Annotated in this window: 14 protein-coding genes; 6 read left to right on the forward strand and 8 right to left on the reverse strand. The window is 63.6% G+C overall.

Annotated elements, in window-relative coordinates:
- Positions 1-284: 284 nt before the first annotated feature.
- Both C5L14_RS23600 and mdoH read left to right on the forward strand, forming a co-directional pair.
- Positions 285-1,814: a glucan biosynthesis protein gene (locus C5L14_RS23600; RefSeq protein WP_105864532.1), complete on the forward strand. Its 1,530-nt coding sequence runs from the start codon at positions 285-287 to the stop codon at positions 1,812-1,814.
- Complete coding sequence (mdoH, locus tag C5L14_RS23605) at positions 1,790-3,991, forward strand: glucans biosynthesis glucosyltransferase MdoH (RefSeq protein WP_281062584.1); 2,202 nt, start codon at positions 1,790-1,792, stop codon at positions 3,989-3,991. The genes C5L14_RS23600 and mdoH overlap by 25 nt, the downstream gene beginning before the upstream one ends.
- Before the next feature lie 242 nt (positions 3,992-4,233).
- Here the strand turns inward: mdoH and C5L14_RS23610 are convergent, their stop codons facing one another.
- Complete coding sequence (locus tag C5L14_RS23610) at positions 4,234-6,039, reverse strand: B12-binding domain-containing radical SAM protein (RefSeq protein WP_245443531.1); 1,806 nt, start codon at positions 6,037-6,039, stop codon at positions 4,234-4,236.
- 470 nt (positions 6,040-6,509) lie between these two features.
- Between C5L14_RS23610 and C5L14_RS23615 the strand changes: the two genes are divergently transcribed.
- Positions 6,510-7,370, forward strand: a complete 861-nt coding sequence (locus tag C5L14_RS23615) for a sulfite exporter TauE/SafE family protein (protein WP_428832650.1) — start codon at positions 6,510-6,512, stop codon at positions 7,368-7,370.
- A 72-nt stretch (positions 7,371-7,442) separates the two neighbouring features.
- On the opposite strand, the gene C5L14_RS23620 is transcribed toward C5L14_RS23615, so the two are convergent.
- From C5L14_RS23620 to C5L14_RS23630, 3 genes are all read right to left on the reverse strand, one after another.
- Positions 7,443-8,813, reverse strand: coding sequence for a sigma-54-dependent transcriptional regulator (locus C5L14_RS23620; RefSeq protein ID WP_105864535.1), 1,371 nt, complete (start codon positions 8,811-8,813; stop codon positions 7,443-7,445).
- 131 nt (positions 8,814-8,944) lie between these two features.
- Complete coding sequence (locus tag C5L14_RS23625; RefSeq protein WP_181161308.1) at positions 8,945-11,284, reverse strand: sensor histidine kinase NtrY-like; 2,340 nt, start codon at positions 11,282-11,284, stop codon at positions 8,945-8,947.
- Between the two features lie 126 nt (positions 11,285-11,410).
- On the reverse strand, positions 11,411-12,472 hold the full coding sequence (locus C5L14_RS23630) for a DUF2252 family protein (protein ID WP_105864537.1): 1,062 nt from the start codon (positions 12,470-12,472) through the stop codon (positions 11,411-11,413).
- Positions 12,473-12,626: 154 nt separating this feature from the next.
- On the opposite strand from C5L14_RS23630, the gene C5L14_RS23635 reads away from it, so the two are divergent.
- Positions 12,627-14,339, forward strand: a complete 1,713-nt coding sequence (locus C5L14_RS23635) for a phospholipase D-like domain-containing protein (protein WP_181161309.1) — start codon at positions 12,627-12,629, stop codon at positions 14,337-14,339.
- Positions 14,340-14,354: 15 nt separating this feature from the next.
- On the opposite strand, the gene ntrC is transcribed toward C5L14_RS23635, so the two are convergent.
- The 3 genes from ntrC to dusB all read right to left on the reverse strand — a co-directional run bounded on the left by ntrC (position 14,355) and on the right by dusB (position 18,034).
- Positions 14,355-15,794 (reverse strand): nitrogen regulation protein NR(I), encoded by a 1,440-nt coding sequence (gene ntrC / locus C5L14_RS23640; protein ID WP_105864539.1) that lies wholly within the window; start codon positions 15,792-15,794, stop codon positions 14,355-14,357.
- 87 nt (positions 15,795-15,881) lie between these two features.
- A complete protein-coding gene (locus C5L14_RS23645; protein WP_105864540.1) occupies positions 15,882-16,997 on the reverse strand; it encodes a two-component system sensor histidine kinase NtrB in 1,116 nt (371 codons plus the stop codon).
- A complete protein-coding gene (gene dusB / locus C5L14_RS23650; protein WP_105864541.1) occupies positions 16,994-18,034 on the reverse strand; it encodes a tRNA dihydrouridine synthase DusB in 1,041 nt (346 codons plus the stop codon). Before dusB ends, C5L14_RS23645 begins: the two co-directional genes overlap by 4 nt.
- A 226-nt stretch (positions 18,035-18,260) precedes the next feature.
- On the opposite strand from dusB, the gene C5L14_RS23655 reads away from it, so the two are divergent.
- Together C5L14_RS23655 and C5L14_RS23660 are read left to right on the forward strand one after the other, a co-directional pair.
- Positions 18,261-18,638 carry a DUF2147 domain-containing protein gene (locus tag C5L14_RS23655; protein ID WP_105864542.1) on the forward strand — a complete coding sequence of 126 codons (378 nt, stop codon included), beginning with the start codon at positions 18,261-18,263 and terminating at the stop codon, positions 18,636-18,638.
- An 86-nt stretch (positions 18,639-18,724) separates the two neighbouring features.
- The gene (locus C5L14_RS23660) at positions 18,725-19,756 is read left to right on the forward strand and encodes a cupin domain-containing protein (RefSeq protein ID WP_105864543.1); all 1,032 of its coding nucleotides are present in this window, start codon (positions 18,725-18,727) and stop codon (positions 19,754-19,756) included.
- Positions 19,757-19,797: 41 nt separating this feature from the next.
- On the opposite strand, the gene gatB is transcribed toward C5L14_RS23660, so the two are convergent.
- Positions 19,798-21,264, reverse strand: coding sequence for an Asp-tRNA(Asn)/Glu-tRNA(Gln) amidotransferase subunit GatB (gene gatB / locus C5L14_RS23665; protein ID WP_105864544.1), 1,467 nt, complete (start codon positions 21,262-21,264; stop codon positions 19,798-19,800).
- Positions 21,265-21,271 lie beyond the last annotated feature (7 nt).

A 21,271-nucleotide genomic window follows, 5' to 3' on the forward strand; every position in this document is an offset into this window, starting at 1 on the left:
GCCCGGCATCGAGCTTCACGTGCGGGAAAGGACCGGCCCGCGCAAGAAAATGGAAAGTTTCTCCTTCTACATCATGAAGTCGTCACGATTCTTCGGTTGAAGCCGACAGCTCGGGCGTGGGGATGATCGGGGCACGATGTCGCGAATACACCCGCCAGTTGTTGCCGGCGACCGTATCACCTATGGTGCCCCGATGAAGACCCGACGCTTCCTCCCGAGGGACGTGGTGCCGTTCCTTGCCCAGCCACACCTATTGCGCCTGCCGAAAGCGCGTTAAGAAGACCATGAACAGACGCGACTTCTTGAAATTTGCCTCCATAGCCGCCGGTGTGCTGGCCTCCCCGCAGGGAGCCCGGGCAGCGATCGACGCCCCCGGCCTGAAGGAAGGCGAGGTCTTCTCCCGCGACAAACTCCTGGAATATGCAAGGAACCTGGCCAAGGCCCCCTATCAGGCTCCGGACGCCACATTGCCGTCCTCCCTGCAGAATCTGGACTACGAGCAATATGTCTCGATCCGGTTCCGGCCCGACCGGGGCATTTGGAGCCAGGATCACCGCGGTTTCGTGATCGAGCCCCTGCATCGCGGCTTCATCTATGCCACGCCCGTCGATCTGTTCACCGTCGAGGACGGCCGTGTCCTCATCGTGCCTTATGAGCCGGCGATGTTCGATTTCGGCAAGATCGCCGCGCCGCCGCCCGATTCAAAACTCGGCTTTTCCGGCTTTCGTCTGAAGGCGCCGATCGACATGCCCGATCGGCTCGACGATTTCGCCATCTTCCAGGGCGCCAGCTATTTCCGCGCCATCGCCAAGAACCAGGTCTATGGTGCAGCGGCGCGCGGTCTGGCGATCAATACGGGCGAAGCCAGCGGCGAGGAGTTCCCCGCCTTCCGCGCCTTCTGGATCGAGCGTCCACCGCAGAACGCCGAGAATCTGGTGGTGCACGCCCTGCTCGACTCGGAAGCGGCGACGGGCGCGTTCCATCTCACGCTGCATCCGGGCGAGATCACGACCATCGACGTCGAGACCACGATTTTCCCGCGCGCCAAGATCGAGCATGTCGGCATCGCGCCGCTGAATTCCATGTATTTGTTCGGATCCAACGACCGCAAGGGTGTCGACGACGTGCGCGTGGCCGTGCACGGCTCCTCCGGGCTGCAGATGCTGTCCGGCGGCGGTGAATGGATCTGGCGTCCGCTGCAGAATCCGGAGACGCTGCAGATCTCTGCCTTTGTCGACAAGACGCCGCGCGGCTTCGGCCTGCTGCAGCGCAATCGCGATCCGGCCGACTATGAGGACAGCCGGCATCGCTACGAAATGCAGCCCAGCGTATGGATTACGCCCAAGGGCGACTGGGGCGAGGGCTCGATCCAGCTCGTGGAGATCCCGACGGATCAGGAAATTCACGACAACATCATCACCTATTGGCGCCCCAAGGATGCCCTCGAGGCGGGCAAGGACTATTCCTTCGCCTATCGCACCAATTGGTGCTGGACGCCGGCGGAACGCCCGCCGATGGTGCTCGTGCACGAAACGCGTGTCGGTGCCCTGGGCTCAAAGCGGCGTCTGTTCGTGATCGACTTCCAGGGCGATCTGTTCGCCAATGCCGACAACCTCAATGGAGTCACCCCGGAGATCACCGTCAATCCCGGCAAGTTGAGCGACGTCAGTTTGACTCTGGAAACGGAGCGGCGCATCGGTCGCCTGAGTTTCGGCCTCGACCCGAGCAGCGAAACCTATTCGGAAATGCGTGCCGTGCTGGTCAAGGACGGCAAGCCTGTAAGTGAGACATGGCTGTATCGATGGACACCGTAGAGGAACACACCGGCGGCACCACCCCCGCTCCGTCGCAGGAATGGGTCTATCAGCGCCCCGCCATGCCGGAGGAGAGCCGGCTGGAGATGCCGGTGCAGTCGCTGACCAAGTGGTCGCGCTCGGAACGCCGCTCCTGGATCCATCCGGCCCTGCATCACGGTTCTTGGCTCATCCGGCTGTTCGTTTTCGGCGGCATGCTGGCGCTCACCGCTTTCGGCGCCTGGGAAATGTACAAGGTCGTCGAAGTCGGCGGGGTCACCTTCCTGGAATGGGCCCTGGTCTGCCTGTTCGTGCTGAACTTCTCCTGGATCGCCCTTGCCTTCACAGCGGGCGTCGCGGGCTTCGTCTATCTGCTCTTCCACCGGCGCCGCACCCAGCCGCTGCCGCAGCAATTGAGCACGCGCACCGCCGTGCTCATGCCGATCTACAACGAGGCGCCGAGCCGCGTTTTCGGCGCGATGCAGGCCATCATCGAATCGGTGGAACAGACCGGGCTCGGCCGCGCCTTCGATTATTTCTTCGTCTCCGACACCACCGATCCGAATGTGTGGATCGCCGAGGAGCGCGCCTTCCTGGCCATGCGCAAGCGGCTGGGGCCGGACATCCAGCTCTGGTACCATCATCGTCAGCGCAATACGAACCGCAAGGCGGGCAACATCGCCAATTGGGTCACGCGCTGGGGCGGCTCCTACGACCATATGCTGGTGCTCGACGCAGACAGCCTGATGACGGGTGCCTCCGTCGTGCAGCTGGCCGCCGCCATGGAACGCGACCCGGATGCCGGCATCATCCAGACGCTGCCGCTGATCATCAACCGCAACACCCTGTTCGCGCGCATCCAGCAATTCGCCGCCCGCGTCTATGGCCCGGTGATCGCCGAAGGCCTGTCGCTCTGGATGGGCCATGACGGCAATTACTGGGGCCATAACGCCATCATCCGCACCAAGGCCTTTGCGGCGCATTGCGGCATGCCGGACCTGTCCGGCCGCCCCCCTTTCGGCGGCCATATCCTCAGCCATGATTTCGTCGAGGCGGCGCTGATCCGTCGCGCCGGCTACGCCGTCTATATGCTCAACGACATCACGGGTTCCTACGAGGAGAGCCCGCCTTCGCTGATCGACCTGTCGGCGCGCGACCGGCGCTGGTGCCAGGGCAATCTGCAGCACGCCCGCGTGATCGGCTCCAAGGGGTTCCACCCCTGCACGCGCCAGCATTTCGCCAACGGCATCTTCTCCTATCTGGCAAGCCCGCTCTGGCTGCTCCAGCTCCTGGTCGGTCTGACCATCGCGCTGCAGGCCCATTTCATCCGGCGCGAATATTTCACCGACGAGTTCTCGCTCTTCCCGACCTGGCCGGTGTTCAATGCAGAACTCGCTCTGGCGCTGTTCGGCGGCACCATGGGTATCCTGCTGGCGCCGAAGATCTTCGGCCTGATCATCATGCTGCTCGACGGTCCCAACCGCCGGGCGAGCGGCGGCGGCCTCCGGCTGACTCTGTCGGTTCTGCTCGAGATCATTCTCTCGGCCTTGCTCGCCCCGGTGATGATGCTGATCCAGTCGGGCGCGGTATTCGAAATCCTGGTCGGACGCGACTCCGGCTGGAAGCCGCAGCGGCGCGACGACGGGTCGATCCCTTTCCGCGACATCGTCAAGCGCCATCGCTCGCACACCATCCTCGGTGCCTTTGCCGGTGTGGCTGCCTATGTGATCTCGCCCTATCTGTTCACCTGGATGTCGCCGACCATCATCGGCCTCCTGCTCGCCATCCCGCTTTCCTGGGCGTCCGGTCAGCTCGCCCTTGGCCTGTGGCTCCGCCGCCACGGCATCCTGGCGACACCGGAGGAGACGCATCCGCCGGAGGTGGCGACCCGAGCCAACGCGCTGAGCACCGAACTCGCAGCCATTGGCGAAGACGACAGCGATGCCATCGAGGTCGTCTACCGCGATGCGGGCTTCCGGGCGCTCCACGAGACCATGCTGCCGGCTACGGCATCGCGGGAGCGCGGTCGTTTCGAGCAGGATCGCGTCATGGCGCAGGCCAAGATCGCAGAGGCCGCCTCGATCGAGGAGGCCGCCAAATGGCTGAATGCGAAGGAGCGTTTCGTGGCGCTGCATGACCGCAGCCTGATCGCCAGCCTGTCCCGCCTGCACGAACCGGCCAAGGCCGAACCGGCCTAAGGGTCCACCGGCAAACGCGGCATCCGGGCGGGCTTTGAGCGCCTGACCGAAAAGCCGGCAAAACACGACTTTCGTCATTGCCGGGCTTGGTTCGGCAATCCACGGCCAACCTCGACGAGCGACGCTATCTGGATGCCCGGGACAGGTCCGGGCATGACAAAACTCAGCTTTTCTCGGCTCTGTTTGCGATTATCGAGTCAGGGCCTGAAGACCTGCCCCCTGTCGCAGAGGCAATGAAGCGGCTATTGACCGACGGCCTCGCCTTCCAGACCCGGCTCCGTGCCGAAACCGGCCGCAAGCCGAGATTTCAGACGGTTTTCCTGGCGCCGCTTCGCATAGGGCGTGCTGCGATCCGCCGTTTCCTGGACCAGTGGATCCAGCCTTTCGTCGATGGCGGCGATGGCTTCGTCGGCATAAGGGAATTCATCCTGACGCCCCCACGCCCGCCAGGCCTTGGCCACGCTCAGGCGCAGCCGGCCATAGGTATAGGCATAGGCGCCCATGGTCCGCGCAAAGCGCCAAGCATAGCGGGCATAGAAATGCAGCGGGTTTTCGAGCGGCAGCCCGTGGCGCCGCTCCCGGCGGTCGATGATGCGGCCGAGACCGAATTCCGCGAAGGCAACGCCTTCCCGCCGCGGCCCCTCGCGATAGGCGATCAGATTGTAGAGCGTGGTCAGGCGCATGCCGTTCTTGAGCTGCACCCGACGTTTGAACACCCGCTCCATATGCTCGAAATCGTAGTAGCGCCGGCTGGCCTCGTGGAAGACGGCGTCAAGCTCGGCGTCGCTCATTTTGGGATGATGGGTGACGCGATGGTTCAGGTCATATTTGTTGAAGTCCGGGTCCATCCATACGCCGGCGTCCTTCATGCGCTTGTGATCCTCGCTGCCGGGCAGAGGCGTAAGGATGTTGAAGTAGAGCACGTCGATGGCCAATTCACGCTTGATCAGATCCACGTCGCGCAGGATCGATTCTCTCGTATCGGCGGGAAAGCCGATGATGTAGCCGCAGCTGATCACCACTGGATGGCGCTTCCACGCCAGCACCATCTCGCGATATTCCTCGATGCGGTTCTGACGCTTCTTGGCCGCTTCGAGATTGTCGGGATTGATGTTTTCGAGCCCGATGAAGATCAGCCGCACGCCGGCCCGCACCACCTTGTCGATAAAGCCGGGAATGCGATGAGCCATGGTGTCGACCTGAATCAGCAGCCGGGCCTCCAGACCCTCGCGCTCGCGCAATTCGATCAGCCGGTCGCAATAGGCTTCCCAATTGCGGTTGCGGGCGAAATTGTCGTCCGTCACGAAGAATTTGCTGACGCCCTCCGCGGCATTCAGCCGGATGATGGCCTCCAGTTCATCCGCCGTGCGGAAGCGGCTTTTGCGCCCCTGGACGTTGATGATGGTGCAGAAGGAGCATTCGAACGGGCAGCCGCGGCCGAGATCGAAACTCGACCAGTGGGTGAAGGAGCGCCGCACGATAGGCCCAGGCAGGAGCGGCACAGGCACGTTCTGCAGGCCAGGCTGGTCCTTCAGATGATTGTAGAGCGGCTTCAAGGTGCCGGCCACGGCATCGCGCAGCACCGCATCGAGGCGATCGGGCTCGGCCTCGCCGGCAAACTGGCTGACACCGAGTTCCCGTGCCAAAGAAAGCTCCTCGGCATCCTCGCCCAGCATGGCGACACAGCCCGAGACATGGAAGCCGCCGATGCAGACCGGCACGCCGGCGGCTCGCAGCGGACGCGCAATATCCATCGCCCGGGGATATTGGTTGGTCTGCACACCGACCAGCATCACGATAGCCCGCGCGCCCTCGGCCTGATGGCTCCTCAGAATGGCCGAGATGTCGACGCGCGTATTGGTCTCGTCGATGGCGTGGACCCGGGTTTCGACACCGGGACCGAAGACCTGCCGGGATATGGCATCTTCCACCAGGGCCCAGACGCAGGCGAGCGAGTTGGATGGAATGGCGGACCGTATCCAGCGGATCGGATAGCCGTCATCGTCATATCGCGTAGCCTTGATCAGCCAGATATCGACACGACGCACCCGGCTCCCCGGCAGGCCGCCCGGTCTGCCTAGCTCTGCAACCGCCTGCCCCCGCATGCCATGTGCCTCAAGCTATATTATTACTTTTTTGTAGAGCTTTCTTTTCTAATAGCAAGATGAATTTCGCTTGATGGCAAGCTATGCGATGTACCGTCGGGTATTTTACACGAACACCGCGGCACCGGCGCCGCCAACACCCTCACGCTTTGGCGGATGGGTAAGTAGTAAGACGCCAAATCTCAGCATATCTGCTGCAATGACCTCCCTGCCAACAGACGCCGGCCGCTCTTGATCCTGTCCGCGACATCTCCTGCGAACCATCGCTCGGAGTTTGGCGCCGCAAACCGAGCGCGCGAACACCGCCGGCACAAGGACGAGCGTCCCAGCCTTCAGCCTTGACCCGGCTGACCGTTTGAGCCCACCATGACCACTCGGATATTTCGCCCATTGCACTCAGCAAACGACATCGTTTGACGCGCATTGCTTTCATCCTCATCCCCGCCCTGGCTGCCCTGGCTATCGCAGCAGGGCTCTGGTACGCCCCCATCGACTGGAATATCGCTCCCGCCGAAATTGGCTCGGGCCTGCTCTCGCGCGGTTTCTGGACGGCCGCTGCCGTCGGGCTGCTGGCCCAGATCGTCGATGGCGCCCTCGGCATGGCCTATGGAGTGACCTCAACGACCTTCCTGCTTTCGGCCGGCGTGCCGCCGGCCGCGGCTTCGGCCTCGGTTCACATCGCCGAGATCTTCACCACCGGTTTTTCCGGCCTGGCGCATTGGAGGCTGGGCAATGTGGACGGCAGGCTGTTCGCACGCCTGCTCATTCCAGGCGTCGTCGGCGCCGTGTTGGGGGCCTATCTGGTCACCACCATCGATGGCGAGCTCCTCGCGCCCTGGATATCGGCCTATCTGCTGCTGCTGGGCCTCTATATCGTCAGCAAGGCGTTCCGGACCATTCACGTCCGCACCGATCCGCCAACCTTCGTCGCACCACTTGCCGTTGCTGGCGGCTTCGTCGATGCGATCGGCGGTGGTGGTTGGGGGCCGGTGGTGACGACCTCGCTGCTCGGCACCGGCCAGGACCCGCGTACCACGATCGGCTCGGTCAACGCCGCCGAGTTCTTCCTTGCCATCGCCAGCGGCTTTTCCTTTGCCCTGCTCGGCGGTTTCACGCATTGGACCACCATTGCCGGCCTGGTCTTCGGCGGGCTGTTCGCCGCTCCCCTGGCGGCCCTGCTGGGCAGGCAGCTGCCAACCCGCGCCCTGCTTGTCATAGTCGGCGTACTGATCACCTCGCTCAGCGCCTGGAACCTTTGGAAAGCCCTGACATAGCCAAGGCCGCGTTGGCCATTCGGCCGCCGGCCTATCGGCGGCTGAATGGCCGGAACCGATGACCGTTCCCGCTTACGCCCCCACGCCGAGCGATTTCAGCTTGCGATGCAGAGCCGAGCGTTCCATGCCGACGAACTCGGCCGTGCGCGAGATATTGCCGCCGAAGCGGTTGATCTGGGCGATCAGATATTCGCGCTCGAACAATTCGCGTGCATCGCGCAATTGCAGCCCCATCAGCTGTTCGCCCCCCTGCCCGTTCGGGCGGGTCGGCATCAGCGCACCGATTTCCGGCGGCAACATTTCGGCGGTGATAGTGGCATCGGCATCGCCGCCCACCAGAATCATCAGCCGCTCGATATTGTTACGGAGTTGGCGCACATTGCCGGGCCATTCATGCGACTGCAGCACCGCCATGGCGTCGGGGCCGACCACGCGCCGCGGCAGGCCGGTCGCCTGGGCGATCTGTCCCTGGAAATAGTCCACCAGTTCCGGAATATCCTCGCGACGCTCGGACAGGCCGGGCACGCGGATCGGCACCACCGAGAGACGGTGCAGGAGATCTTCGCGGAAGCGTCCATCCGCCACTTCCTCCGTGAGGTCACGCGAGGTCGAGGTGATGATGCGCACGTCGACATGCACCTTGGTGGCGCCACCGACGCGAGAGAAGTTCTGGTCGATCAGCACCCGCAGGATCTTGCCCTGGGTTTCGCGGGGCAGATCGGCGACCTCGTCGAAGAACAGCGTGCCGCCATGGGCCTCCTCGAAAGCACCGACTTTGCGGGCCCGGCCATCGCCACCTTCCACGCCGAACAACTCGGTTTCCATGGTTTCCGGCAGGATCGAGGCCGAATTGAGCACCACGAAAGGTCCCTCGGCACGCTGCGAGGCCTGATGAATGGTGCGGGCAGCCAGTTCCTTGCCCGATCCGGGCGGACCGGCGATCAGGATACGGCTATTGGTCGGTGCGGTCTTCTCGATCACCTGCCGAAGCTGGTTCATGGCCGAGGACCGCCCGATCATCTTGGACGTGCTGCCCGAGATCTGGCGCAGCTGGTTGACCTCCCGGCGCAGACGCGAAGTCTCCAGGGCACGCTCGGCAACCAGCACCAGCCTGTCAGCCTTGAACGGCTTCTCGATGAAGTCGTAGGCACCGATCTTGATCGCGGCTACGGCGGTTTCGATATTGCCATGCCCCGAGATCATCACCACCGGAACTTCGGGGTGCTCGGCCTTCAGGACCTCCAGGAGCTGGAGCCCGTCGAGGCGAGACCCCTGCATCCAGATATCGAGGAAGATGAGATGAGGCCGGCGCTGGGCGACGCTCGCAAGGGCATCGTCGGCATCTTTCGCCGTTCGCGCGCCGTGGCCTTCATCCTCGAGGATGCCGGCAACGAGCTCTCGGATATCGGCCTCATCGTCAACGATCAGAATGTCGGTCGCCATCGTCTAGTTCCTGCTTGCATGAGGTGAATCCAACGCGTCCCCCGGCTGAGACCAGGCACGTCGCTCGCAAACGCTTTTCAAGCGCGTATCGCATAAGCTGCCATCGCCAGAGGGAAGACTGGGTCGATGCATCATTGCGCCGCCTCGTTCTTGGCTGTGCCGGGCTTGGCTGCGTCGGGCTTCGCCGTCGCTTCGGCCGGAAACCACAGGCGCATCATGGCGCCATGGCCGCCTTCGGCCACCGCCGGCGCGTCGAGCAGCTCGATGCCGCCGCCGTGCTCCTCCATGATTTTGCCGACAATGGCCAGGCCAAGGCCGGTGCCCTTCTCGCGCGTGGTGACATAGGGCTCCAGCAGCTTCTGGCGGTTTTCCTTGGGCAGGCCGATGCCGTTGTCGATCACCTCCACGGCGATATCCGCCCCTCTGCGCACCACCCGCACGTCCACGGTGCCCGGACCCTTGCGATCGTCGGGCCGGCCGGCAATGGCCTCGGTGGCGTTCTTCACGATGTTGGTGACGGCCTGCGAGAGCAGGCGCCGGTCGAAGCGGGCGATGATCGGCTCAGGCGGCGGCTGATAGTTGAAGCTGATGTCGGGATAGCCGATGCGCATCATGAACACGACCTGCTTCACCATTTCACCGAAATCCTCGCTCTCGATCGAGGGCTTGGGCATACGGGCGAAGGAGGAAAATTCGTCGACCATGCGCTTGATGTCATCGACCTGGCGCACGATGGTATCGGTGCATTGGTCGAAGACCTCGCGATCTTCCACGATGACCTTGCCATATTTGCGCCGGATGCGTTCGGCCGAGAGCTGGATGGGAGTCAACGGATTCTTGATCTCGTGGGCGATGCGGCGCGCCACGTCCGCCCAGGCCGAGCTGCGCTGCGCCACCACGAGCTCGGTGATGTCGTCCAGCGTGACCACATATCCGTGCTCGCGCATGGTGGACTGCTCGGAGGTGACGCGCACGGTGAGATTGCGCTCACGCCCGTCTCGATTGATGGTGATCTGGCCCTGGACCAGCCGCGACCTCGTGCCGAGGGCGTCGGCGAGGTAGGTGGAGAGCTCCGGCATCAGCTCGGCCAGGGGGCGCCCGACGGGGGACTGGCGCGATTTGATCCAGGTACTGGCGAGGGGATTGACCACGGTGATCTTGCCTTCGTCGTCAATGCCGATCACGCCCGTGGAAACGCCGGACAGCACCGCCTCAATGAAGCGCCGGCGGCTGTCGAGCAGATCATTGGCACCAAGCAGGTCATTGCGCTGGGTGCGCAGCGTATCCGTCATGTTGTTGAAGGTATCGCCGAGCTTGCCGAGATCGCCCGAGCGTCGTTCCACCGGCACATGCACGTTGAGATTGCCGCTGCCGACCTGGTCGGCGGCACTGATCAGGCGCCTGATCGGTTCCACCAGGCGATTGGCGAAGGAAAGGCCGATCCAGATCGCCGCCAGCAGCATATTGAGGGCGATGATGGCATAGAGCAGCGCGAAGTTGACCTGGGTCGGGAAACGGGATGCCTTCAGATTCTCGAAGCGAGCCGAGTCCTCGCCGGTCTGGCGGATATATTCGGCGATCTTGGGATCGAAGGGCCGGACGATGAAGAGATAGCGGTCGGTGTAGGCGGCCAGCTTGATGATCTGGCCCGTGACGTTCTGCGTGCCGGGGTCGATACGCACGGCCGGCTGCTGATCGGCGGCGGCAAGAGCTGGAAACAGCTTGGCCGGCAGAAAGAAGGGCAGGCTGCCGGGCACATAGGACTGGTCGGTCACCTGGCCGTCCCGCGTCAGGATCATGGCGCTGGACAGGCCGTAATTCACGGCGAGCATGTCGAACAGGCGCTGAAATTGCGACCTGTCGGCCGAATAGAGCGGCGAATATTTGTTGAGGTCGGCCGCCATGGACAGGCCGGCAAACCGCAACTGCTGGGCCTGCTCGTCCTGGTAGGAATTGGCGACCGCGACCGAGGTGTTGACGATGTTGCTGACGCGCGTCGAGAACAGATTGTCGAGGCCGCGGTCGAGCGAGATGATCGCCACCGTCGCCAGCAGCAGGACTGGCACGGCGGATACGACGGAAAACAGTCCGATCACCCGCATATGCAGCGCCGCGCCGGCCTGGCCGCGGCGCCTTGCGACGATCAGATTGCCGGCTTCGACCGCCAGCAGCACCAGCAGCGCCACGATGAAGGAAGCATTGACAATGAAAAGCGCATCGATGGCGTTGCTATAGGCGATATCGGTATTGGGCGCCTGCACGGCCGCGTCGATGCCGAGATAGAAGCGCAGATGGGAGACCGTGCTCTTGAGCAGCAACGACACCGGCTCGACGTCAACCAACACGAAGAAGGTGCCAATGGCCGAGGCGACCGAAAGAATGACCAGGCCGAAACCGAGCAAGCCGAGGCGCCGCGCCGGCATGCTGGCAACGTCTGGCACCGTTTGCTGGGCGCTGTCTGCAACTGCCATTCGAACGCCGTCCTCACCTCTGTGTCGATCGATCAGCTCGGCGATTCCGCGCTGAGTGATTCTTGCAACAGTGTTGCCGAATTGTAACAGAATCAAGGCGAAACTGACGAGCGGACTCATCAGAGTTCAGGCGAACTCGCTTTGCTCGCCGATCATCGCCTCGGCTGCCGCCTCGGCGGCATTGCAGAGCCAGTCTTTCCCGCGCCTGCGCAAATCCGCCTGCAGAAGCGGCACTCTGTGGGGATCATCGGCCTGGCAATTGGCGATTTCATGGCCCATCAATGCCAGCATGCGGGGCGACAGAAACTCGTCGGCCGCAGTTTTCACCTCCAGCTTGCGGCTGTTGGGCGACAAGCGCCGCACCAATATGTCGTCCTTCACTCCGTAATGCGGGTCGGGCGCCCGGCAGCGGCCGGTCGCGATCGTTTCCGCCAGGATCGCCCTGGCCTTGGGATCGAAACGGCAGGACCAGGCCGAGATGGTCAGCCTCTTGGCCTCGCGCAGCACCGGCCCTCCCCGCCACTCGCCGCAGGCGACGAAGCGCGCCCGGCCGAGACTCCCGGTTCCCGCCTGCCTGGGAGCGAAACGGCATTCGCTCCGCGGATCGGGCATCGAGGCCCGCAGCCTCCGTTCGTAATCGGGCCTGATGGGGTTTCGTGTCCTGATATCGAACTTGCTCCAGAACGCCTTGCGTTCGAGTTCGGGCAGCAGCACCGCCTTGCGCAGCCATTTGTGATCGCGCTCGAGCACGACGGGCGCCGGATTGGCGAGCCCCGCGGCATAGCCGTCCGCGATTGCCCTGCAGACCTCCCGCGCCGGCGGATCGCCACGGCCACGCACCAGCAAAGCACTGGTGGCAAGCCGCACGAGATCGAGCACATAGGGCATGGAGGCGGCATCGTCGAAATCATTGGCGCCCCAGATCAACCGCCCTTCGCTATCGCGCCAGGTGCCGAAATTCTCCAGATGAGTGTCGCCTATCGCCAGCACTTCCGGCGCCTCGGCAAGCTCCGGACAGATTTCCAGGATCGTCTCGGCCCACCGCCAATAGGTCGCACGCAGGAAGGCGAAAGCGCTGCTGCGCATCTTGCGGTGTTTTTCGTCGAGGTCTCCCTCGACGAAATCGGCTCCGATTTCTGCCTTCAGCCAGTTTTCGTAGGCGCGTACCGAGGTCCTGATTGAGTTCATGCCTGCATCCCCTATCCGGCTGAGTGTAGGAGTGCGGCGAGGCCAGGTGATAGCGGATTTGTCGCCTTGCCCATGTCACGCAACGGTCGGACGCCCATGCTCTATTCTATTCGCGCAGTTGCAACGATCGGCGCATGAAGCGGGAGAACCAGGCATGCGAGCGCAAGCAACGAATGGCGATCTTTCGCTTCGGGCCATCGCCGGCAGCCATGTTGTGCTCCTGGCGCTCGACGCCACCACTAAGGCCCGCCAGGGTCTGCTCGGCTTTGCCATCAAGCGCACCGACATCGCCGAGGATCAATCCTACTGGCTGAGCGGCACCAAATTGTTTCGCGAGGTGGTTCCAGAACCGCGTCCGGGGCAGAAATATTCCACGCTCGAACATCCGATTCAGAGCTTCTTGTGGAGCGACTACACCGCCAAACCCGGCCGCCGCTATGGCTTTCTGATCCGTCCCGTCTACGGCACGCCAAAGAACCTGCGCTACGGCAATGACATCGAGATCGAGGTCACGACCGAGAGCGAGGATAGCGGCAAGCACGCCGTCTACTTCAATCGCGGCGCCATCGCGAGCCAGGCCTTCGCCGAGAAATTCGGCAATCGAGGCCCCGCCGATCCCGATGACAGCCAAGACCGCACCACCCAGTGGCTCTCGCGCGGCCTCCTCGAGGCCGCTCTCGATTTCATCGCCGACACCCGTCCGGGAGAAAGCCTGCGCGTCGCCGCCTATGAATTCAGCTATCCGCCGGTCCTGAAAGCCCTGGCTGCCGCGCATGAACGCGAGGTCGATGTCGCCATCGTCCATGAAGCCGGCCAGGAAAGCGTAAAGGGCGAACGCAGGGATACCGAGGCCACCAGAGCCAACGCCGCAGCCATCAAGGCGGCCGGCCTGCCCAAGGCGATCCTGCTGCCGCGCACCCGCCGCAACGACATCCCGCACAACAAATTCATCCTGCGCCTCTCGGACGATCCGGCTCGTATCGCCCTGTGGACCGGCTCGACCAACTTCACCGCATCCGGCTTTCTGGGGCAGAGCAATGTCGGCCATCTCGTGCGGGATGAGGCACTAGCCGCCCGCTATCTCGCCTATTGGGAAAAGCTTGCCGATGACACCGAGTGGAAGCCCTTGCGCCAATGGGTGGGGGCCGAAAATGCCGCGCCCCAGGGCGAGCTTCCACCAGGCACGATTACCCCGCTGTTCAGTCCACGTCCCGATGACAGCCTGCTCGCCTGGTATGCCGACCGCATCCGGGCAGCCCGGCAAACCGTGATGTTCACGGCGGCCTTCGGCGTGAATGCCACCCTGGCTCAGGCCTTTACCGAAGACGTCGATTTCCTGCGCTACATCCTGCTCGAAAAGCCGCTCGACACCAAGGCGGAGAAACTGCTGGGCAACGATCCCGATCTGCAGATCGCCAATGGCGCGGCTCTCGGCAAGATGACGCTGCGCGCCAAGGTTCCCGGCTGGAAACTCGACAGATGGTTCCTGGAGGAAGGCCATTACCGCTATGAAGGCAATGTCTTCTACATCCATACCAAGATCCTGCTGATCGACCCGCTGTCGGACGATCCACTGGTCATCAGCGGTTCGGCAAACTTTTCCACGAACTCGCTCGTCAACAATGACGAGAACATGCTGCTCATCCGCGGGGACACGCGCGTGGCCGATATCTACATGACGGAGTTCGACCGCATCTTCCGGCATTTCTATTTCCGCAATGTCGCGAACCAACTCGCGCTCAAGGGCAGCGAGGGAACGCAGGCGATCTTCCTGGACCCGACCGACGGATGGGTCGGCGAGAATTTCGAGCCCGCCCGCATGAAGTCCAAGCGGCGCAAGCTCTTCTTCCCGCAATCGCCGAATTGAGCCCGCGCCCGCGCCTCACCGGATGGCGCGGATGACCTGGATATCGAGGTCGCGGATCTTCTTGCGCAACGTGTTGCGGTTGACGCCGAGAAGTTCGGCCGCCTTGATCTGGTTTCCGCGCGTCGCCGCAAGCGCCGCTCCGATCAACGGCTCCTCGATGTCGCGCAGCACTCGGTGATAGAGGCCGGGCGGCGGCAGATCGTCGCCGAACTTCGAGAAATAGCGGGTCATGTGGCGCTCGACCGAGGCCGACAGGGTTTCGTCGACCGAGTTCTCCGCCTCCAGCGGCATGGTCTCCGAGGTCGCCAATTCCTGCTCGATGATGGCAGCCGTCAGCGTCTCCTGGGGATAGAGCGCGCAAAGCCGGCGCACCAGGTTTTCGAGCTCGCGCACATTGCCCGGCCAGCGATGGCGCTTGAGGCGTTCGACGGCGGAGGCGTCCAGATGCTTGGCCGGCAAGCCCTCCCGCTCCACCAGCTTGAAGAAGTGGCGGGCGAGGTCCGGCACGTCCTCGGCGCGCTCACGCAGCGGCGGTAGGCGCAGCGGCACGACGTTGAGACGGAAGAACAGGTCCTCGCGGAACAGGCCCTGCTGGATCAGGATGCGCAGATCCTTGTTGGTGGCGGCCACGATGCGCACGTCGGTCTTGATCGGCGTGCGCCCGCCCACGGTGGTGTATTCGCCCTGCTGCAGAACGCGCAGCAGGCGCGTCTGCGCCTCCATCGGCATATCGCCAATCTCGTCGAGGAAGAGCGTACCGCCCTCGGCCTGCTCGAACCGTCCCACGGAACGGGCATTGGCGCCGGTGAAGGCCCCCTTCTCATGGCCGAACAATTCGGATTCGATCAGGTCCCGCGGGATCGCCGCCATATTGATGGCGACGAAGGCGCCACTGCGCCGCTTGCCATAGTCGTGCAGAGCCCGGGCCACCAGTTCCTTGCCCGTGCCTGACTCACCGGAGATCATCACGGTCAGGTCCGTCTGCATCAGGCGGGCAAGGACGCGGTAGATCTCCTGCATCGCGGCCGAACGCCCGACCAGCGGCATGCTCTCGGCTTCTTCGCCCGAGCGCGACGCCGGCTTGCCGCGAGGCTCGCTCAAGGCGCGGCCGACGATGGCGATCAGTTCCTTCAGGTCGAAAGGTTTGGGCAGATAGTCATAAGCACCCTTCTCGGAGGCCCGGATCGCCGTCATCAGCGTGTTCTGGGCGCTCATCACCACGACAGGCAGTTCGGGCCGCACCTTCTTGATGCGCGGCAGCATGTCGAAGGCGTTCTCGTCCGGCATCACCACATCGGTGATGACGAGATCCCCCTCGCCTTGACTGACCCAGCGCCACAGGGTGGTGGCGTTCCCGGTCGAGCGCACTTCATAACCGGCACGGGACAGCGCCTGGTTGAGCACGGTCCGGATGGCGGCGTCGTCATCCGCGACGAGAATACTGCCTGCCTGCATACTCGATTTTCCTATGCGCTAAAGCGTTTTGTGATTTGAACGTTTCAGTTCAAATCACAAAGACGCGTCGAAAGAACAAACAAGCGGTCACGGCTGAACCCGCTTTGCTTCGGAGTCGGAACGATACATGGGAAGAAGGATGCGAAAGACCGTGCGCTTGTTCTGGCTTTCGCATTCCACGATGCCCCCGTGATCGCCGACGATCTTGGCGACGAGGGCCAGTCCCAGCCCAGTACCGCTGGTCTTGGTGGTGACGAAGGGATCGAACAGGTAGGGCAGGAGATCGGGCGCCACGCCGGGCCCGTTATCCTTGATGCACACTTCGATGGGCAGGCTGACCCGCGAGGACGACCCCGGCACCGAAAGGCGCACGCCCGGCTTGAAGCCGGTGGTCATGGTGATCTCGCCATCCGCCTCGCCGTCAACGGCCTCGGCAGCGTTCTTGACCAGGTTGAGCACGACCTGAACGAGCTGGTCCTTGTTGGCGTGAACCGGCGGTAATGAGGGATCGTAGTCCTCGATGAACTTGATCTTGCGGGCAAAGCCGGACTGGGCCAGCTTCTTCACATGCTCCAGCACGACATGGATGTTCACCGGGCTGCGCGCCACCGGGCGCTCATCCGAGAACACTTCCATGCGGTCGACCAGCTTGACGATGCGGTCGGCCTCCTCGCAGATCAGCTGCGTCAGCTCGCGGTCGGCGTCCTCGACCGACTGCTCCAGGAGCTGGGCCGCACCGCGAATGCCGGAGAGCGGGTTCTTGATCTCATGAGCGAGCATGGCCGCCAGCGCCGTCACCGACCGTGCGGCGCCGCGATGGGTAAGCTGACGGTCCATCTTGTCGGCAATGGTGCGTTCCTGCAGCATGATCACCACGCCGCCGGATTGATCCTGCATCGGAGCGACCTGGATGTCGACATGCCGCTCGCCCCCGAGGCGGGGCGAGCCGAGATCGACCCGATATTCGTTCACCGGGGCGTTGCGTTCGCGAACCTGCTCGATCAGGGCCAGCAGCGGCGAGCCGAAGGGCAGGAGATCCTTGATCAGATTGCGCCGCATCATCGGGGCGCTGACGTCGAAGAAGGCCTCGGCCGCCATATTCGCATCGAGCACCCTGCCCTGCGCATCCACGGACAGAATCGCGTGGGGCAAGGCATTCAGGACGGCTTCATGATTGGGCATGTGGCGCGGCAGGGCTGTCATGCGGCCACCCGATCGAGACTAGCGAAATAGGCGGTGAAGGCGGTCGCCACCTCGCCGGGCTGGTCGCCCGTCAGCACCGACTGGCGCAGCTCGGCATGGCCGCCGCCGAAATAGGTCTGAGCCGCCTCCATTGCGGACGCCAGATGCTTGCGGGCGTGGCGAATACCGTGCGCCGGCCCGTAGAGATCGAGCAGCCCGTGATAATGCTCGAGCGCGAGATCGCGCTGCACCTGTGCATCGGGCACCGGCAGAGCTTCGCCGGCTGCGAGCTCGCGGGCGATATGTCCCGGCAGCCATGGCCGTCCCTGGGCGGCCCGGCCGACCATGATGGCATCGCAGCCCGATTGCTGCAGCATGGCCAGGGCGTCGCTGAGCCCCCGGCAATCGCCATTGGCGACGACGGGAATGCTGACGGCCTGCTTGACCGCCCGGATGGCCTGCCAATCGGCCGTGCCCTTGTAAAATTGCATGCGTGTGCGCCCATGCACGGTGATCATGGCGGCCCCCGCCTGCTCTGCGCGGCGGGCGAGCTCCGGCGCGTTCAGGCTGGCATGATCCCAGCCCAGGCGCATCTTCACCGTCACCGGGACCTTCACGGCCGAAACCGTCGCGTCGATAAGGGTGAGCGCATGATCGAGATCGCGCATCAGGGCAGAGCCCGACCAGCCGCCGGTGACTCGCTTGGCCGGACAGCCCATATTGATGTCGACGACATCAGCGCCGGCGTCGACCGCCACCCGGGCCGCCTCCCCCATCCACCGCGCCTCGCACCCCGCGAGCTGCACGACATGGGGCCCGCCGCCGGGCGCTTCGGCCCGCAAACGCGCCTCCTCGTCACCCGTGGCGAGACGATCGCTCGCCACCATCTCGGAAATCACGAGGCCCGCACCCTGGCGCTGCGCGATACCGCGCAGCACGGCATCGGTCACACCGGACATCGGTGCCAGGACCACCGGGTTCGCCAACTCGACCGTGCCGATCCGCAGCCGCCTTGGCGGCACGGATTCGATTGTGGCCGTGATTTCCTTGCCTACCATGAATGCAGGGCTCCTTTGTGCTCACAATCTAGCCAGTCGCATGGGCGGCAGCAAGCGGAATTCGCCTCCTAAACAAGCATGCCTGCAAAACGGGCAACGCAGGGCAAACCCACCGGTTCCCCAGCTCTGATGCGCCGATTTGCACATTGTCCGCGTTTGGCAAATGATGTGGTTGCGCAAGGGCACCTTCTAAGATCCCTTACAGCCGCGTCCGGGAGTGAAATCGATGAAGTTGAAGCTGTCACAAATCGTTATAGCCACTATCTCAACCATTGTGTTGGCGGGGGCCGCCCAGGCGGGCGATGCTTCCGGAACCTGGCTGAGGGAGAATGGCGAATCGAAGGTGAAGATCGCCCCGTGCGGGGAAGCTCTGTGCGGCTCCGTCGTCTGGGTCAAGGATCCCAAGCATCAGGGCAATGTCGGCAAACGCGTGTTCTACGACATGGCGCCGTCGGGCGATGACAAATGGAAAGGCAAGGCCTTCAATCCCGAAGACGGCAAGACCTATACCGGCACCATGACCCTTTCGGGCAACCGGCTCACCACGGCAGGCTGCGTTCTCGGCGGCTTGATCTGCCGGTCTGTCAGCTGGAGCCGTCAATAGGCCCGGCAGGCGCGCTGCCCAGACGCGCGGCGCGCCCTTTCGGCTGAAACGAGGCCGAGACTTGTTGGACGAAAGGATGTGGAGCGATGGCGACAGAAAGAGAGCCGGCGGCGCGGCCGATTTCGTCGCATGACGTGCCCTGGACGGAATGGGCCGAGGTGCCGCGTTTCGGCGTGCGCTACCGGCACCTCACCCAGGCGGCCGTCGGCGGATCCTACCATGTCGGGGTTGCCATCGAGGAGCTGGAGCCGGGGAAGCAGAGCTCGCCGGCGCATTTTCACATCTTCGAGGAAGAGCATGTCTACGTCCTCGAGGGCGATCTCACGGTACGGGTCGGCACCGAAATATACAGGCTGAAGGCCGGCGACTATATCTGCTTTCCTGCCGGCCAGCGGGCCGGCCATTGCCTGCTCAATCACGCCAGCGCGCCGGCCCGCTATGTGATCGTCGGCGAGCGCAACGAGAATGAGGTGGTGGTCTACACCGACTCGAACAAGGTGCTGGTACGGGCGCTCGGAAGGGACGCCCTCCTCGACCTCGAGGCAGCGCGCAATTACTGGGACGGCGAGGACACCGGCCTCGACGATCCAGCCTTTCCACGCCCCGACATCATCGGCAATCTTGCGGCAAAGCCGATCAAGCCGCTTGCGCCCATCTCACAGGACGACGTGCCCTGGGACGAGAACGGTGCCGGGCCGCAATTCGGCGGCTCTTCCAAGCACCTGAGCTACGCCGCTGCGGGCAGGGCCTATCGGGTCGGCGTGCTGATCGAATCCCCGGCTCCCGGCATGCGCCTCTGTCCGACCCACTACCATATGCTGGAGGAAGAGCATGCGCTGATCCTCGAAGGAGAGCTGACGCTTATCCTGGGAGAAGAGCGCCTTGCCATGAAACCGGGAGACTATGTCTGCTTTCCTGCCGGGCGGAAGATCGGCCACTCCTTCGTCAACAGCGGCGCGGGTCCCTGCCGCTACCTGATGATCGGCGAGCGCAATCCGAACGAGGTGTGCGTCTATCCCGACTCCAACAAGATGGCGGTCGACGCCCTCCGCGTGGAGCCGGGGGTTTTCGACATGTCGGCGACAAAGGGGTATTGGGACGGCGAGAAGACGCGATAGGCGCCAATTCCCGCGATCCCGGAGAGAAACCGCGCCGCTGATTACAGCCCTAGCTTGGCCTTGAGGATGTCGTTCACGGCCTGCGGGTTGGCCTTGCCGCCGCTCTGCTTCATCACCTGGCCGACGAACCAGCCGAGCATGGTGGGCTTGGCCTTGACCTGCTCGACCTTGTCGGGATTGGCCGATATCACCGCATCGATGGCCGCCTCGATCGCACCGGTATCGGTGACCTGCTTCATGCCGCGGGCCTCGACGATGGCGCGCGGGTCGCCGCCCTCGGTCCAGACGATCTCGAACAGATCCTTGGCGATCTTGCCCGAAATGACGCTTTCGCCGATGAGATCGACGATGCCGCCGAGTTGCTGGGCCGAGACGGGCGAAGAGGTGATGTCGAGCCCCTCCTTGTTCAGCCGGCCGAACAATTCGTTGATTACCCAGTTTGCCGCGATCTTGCCGTCACGGCCCTTGGCGACCTCCTCGAAGAAGTCCGCAGATTCGCGTTCGGCCGTCAGCACGCCGGCATCGTAAGCCGACAGGCCGTACTGGCTGATGAAGCGCGCCTTCTTGGGGTCGGGCAGTTCCGGCAAATGGCTGGCGAGATCATCGACATAGGCCTGATCAAATTCGAGCGGCAGGAGATCCGGATCGGGAAAATAGCGATAGTCATGCGCTTCTTCCTTCGAACGCATGGACCGCGTCTCGCCCTTGTTGGGATCGTAGAGGCGGGTCTCCTGGTCAATGGTGCCGCCATCCTCCAGAATGCCGATCTGGCGACGGGCCTCGACCTCGACGGCCTGGCCGATGAAACGGATCGAGTTGACGTTCTTGATCTCGCAGCGCGTGCCGAAGGGCTCGCCCGGGCGGCGCACGGAGACGTTGACGTCGGCACGCAGATTGCCCTTGTCCATGTCGCCGTCGCAGGTGCCGAGATAACGCAGGATCGTGCGCAGCTTGGTGACATAGGCGCGCGCCTCGTCGGCCGAACGCAGGTCGGGCTTGGAGACGATCTCCATCAGGGCCACGCCCGAGCGGTTGAGATCGACCAGCGAGACGTCGCCCACATGCATGGACTTGCCGGCATCCTGCTCGAGATGAAGCCGCTCGATGCCCACGCTCAGCGTCTCACCGGTCTCCGGCACCTCGACGATGATGGTGCCCTCGCCGATGATCGGCTGCTTGTACTGCGAGATCTGGTAGCCCTGCGGCAGGTCGGGATAGAAATAGTTCTTGCGGTCGAATACCGATTTCAGATTGACCTGCGCCCTGAGACCGAGACCGGTGCGGATGGCCTGGCGCACGCATTCCTCGTTGATCACCGGCAGCATGCCGGGCATGGCGGCATCGACCAGCGACACATGGCTGTTGGGCTCCCCGCCGAACTTGGTGGAGGCGCCGGAAAACAGCTTGGATTCGGAGGTGACCTGGGCATGGATTTCCATGCCGACAACCACTTCCCAGTCGCCCGTGGCGCCCTTGATCAGCTTCTTGGGGTCAACCGTGGCGTTCATGTCTAGG

It is taken from the genome of Labrys okinawensis (assembly GCF_002982075.1).
In the GTDB taxonomy this organism is placed as follows: Bacteria; Pseudomonadota; Alphaproteobacteria; order Rhizobiales; family Labraceae; genus Labrys; species Labrys okinawensis_A.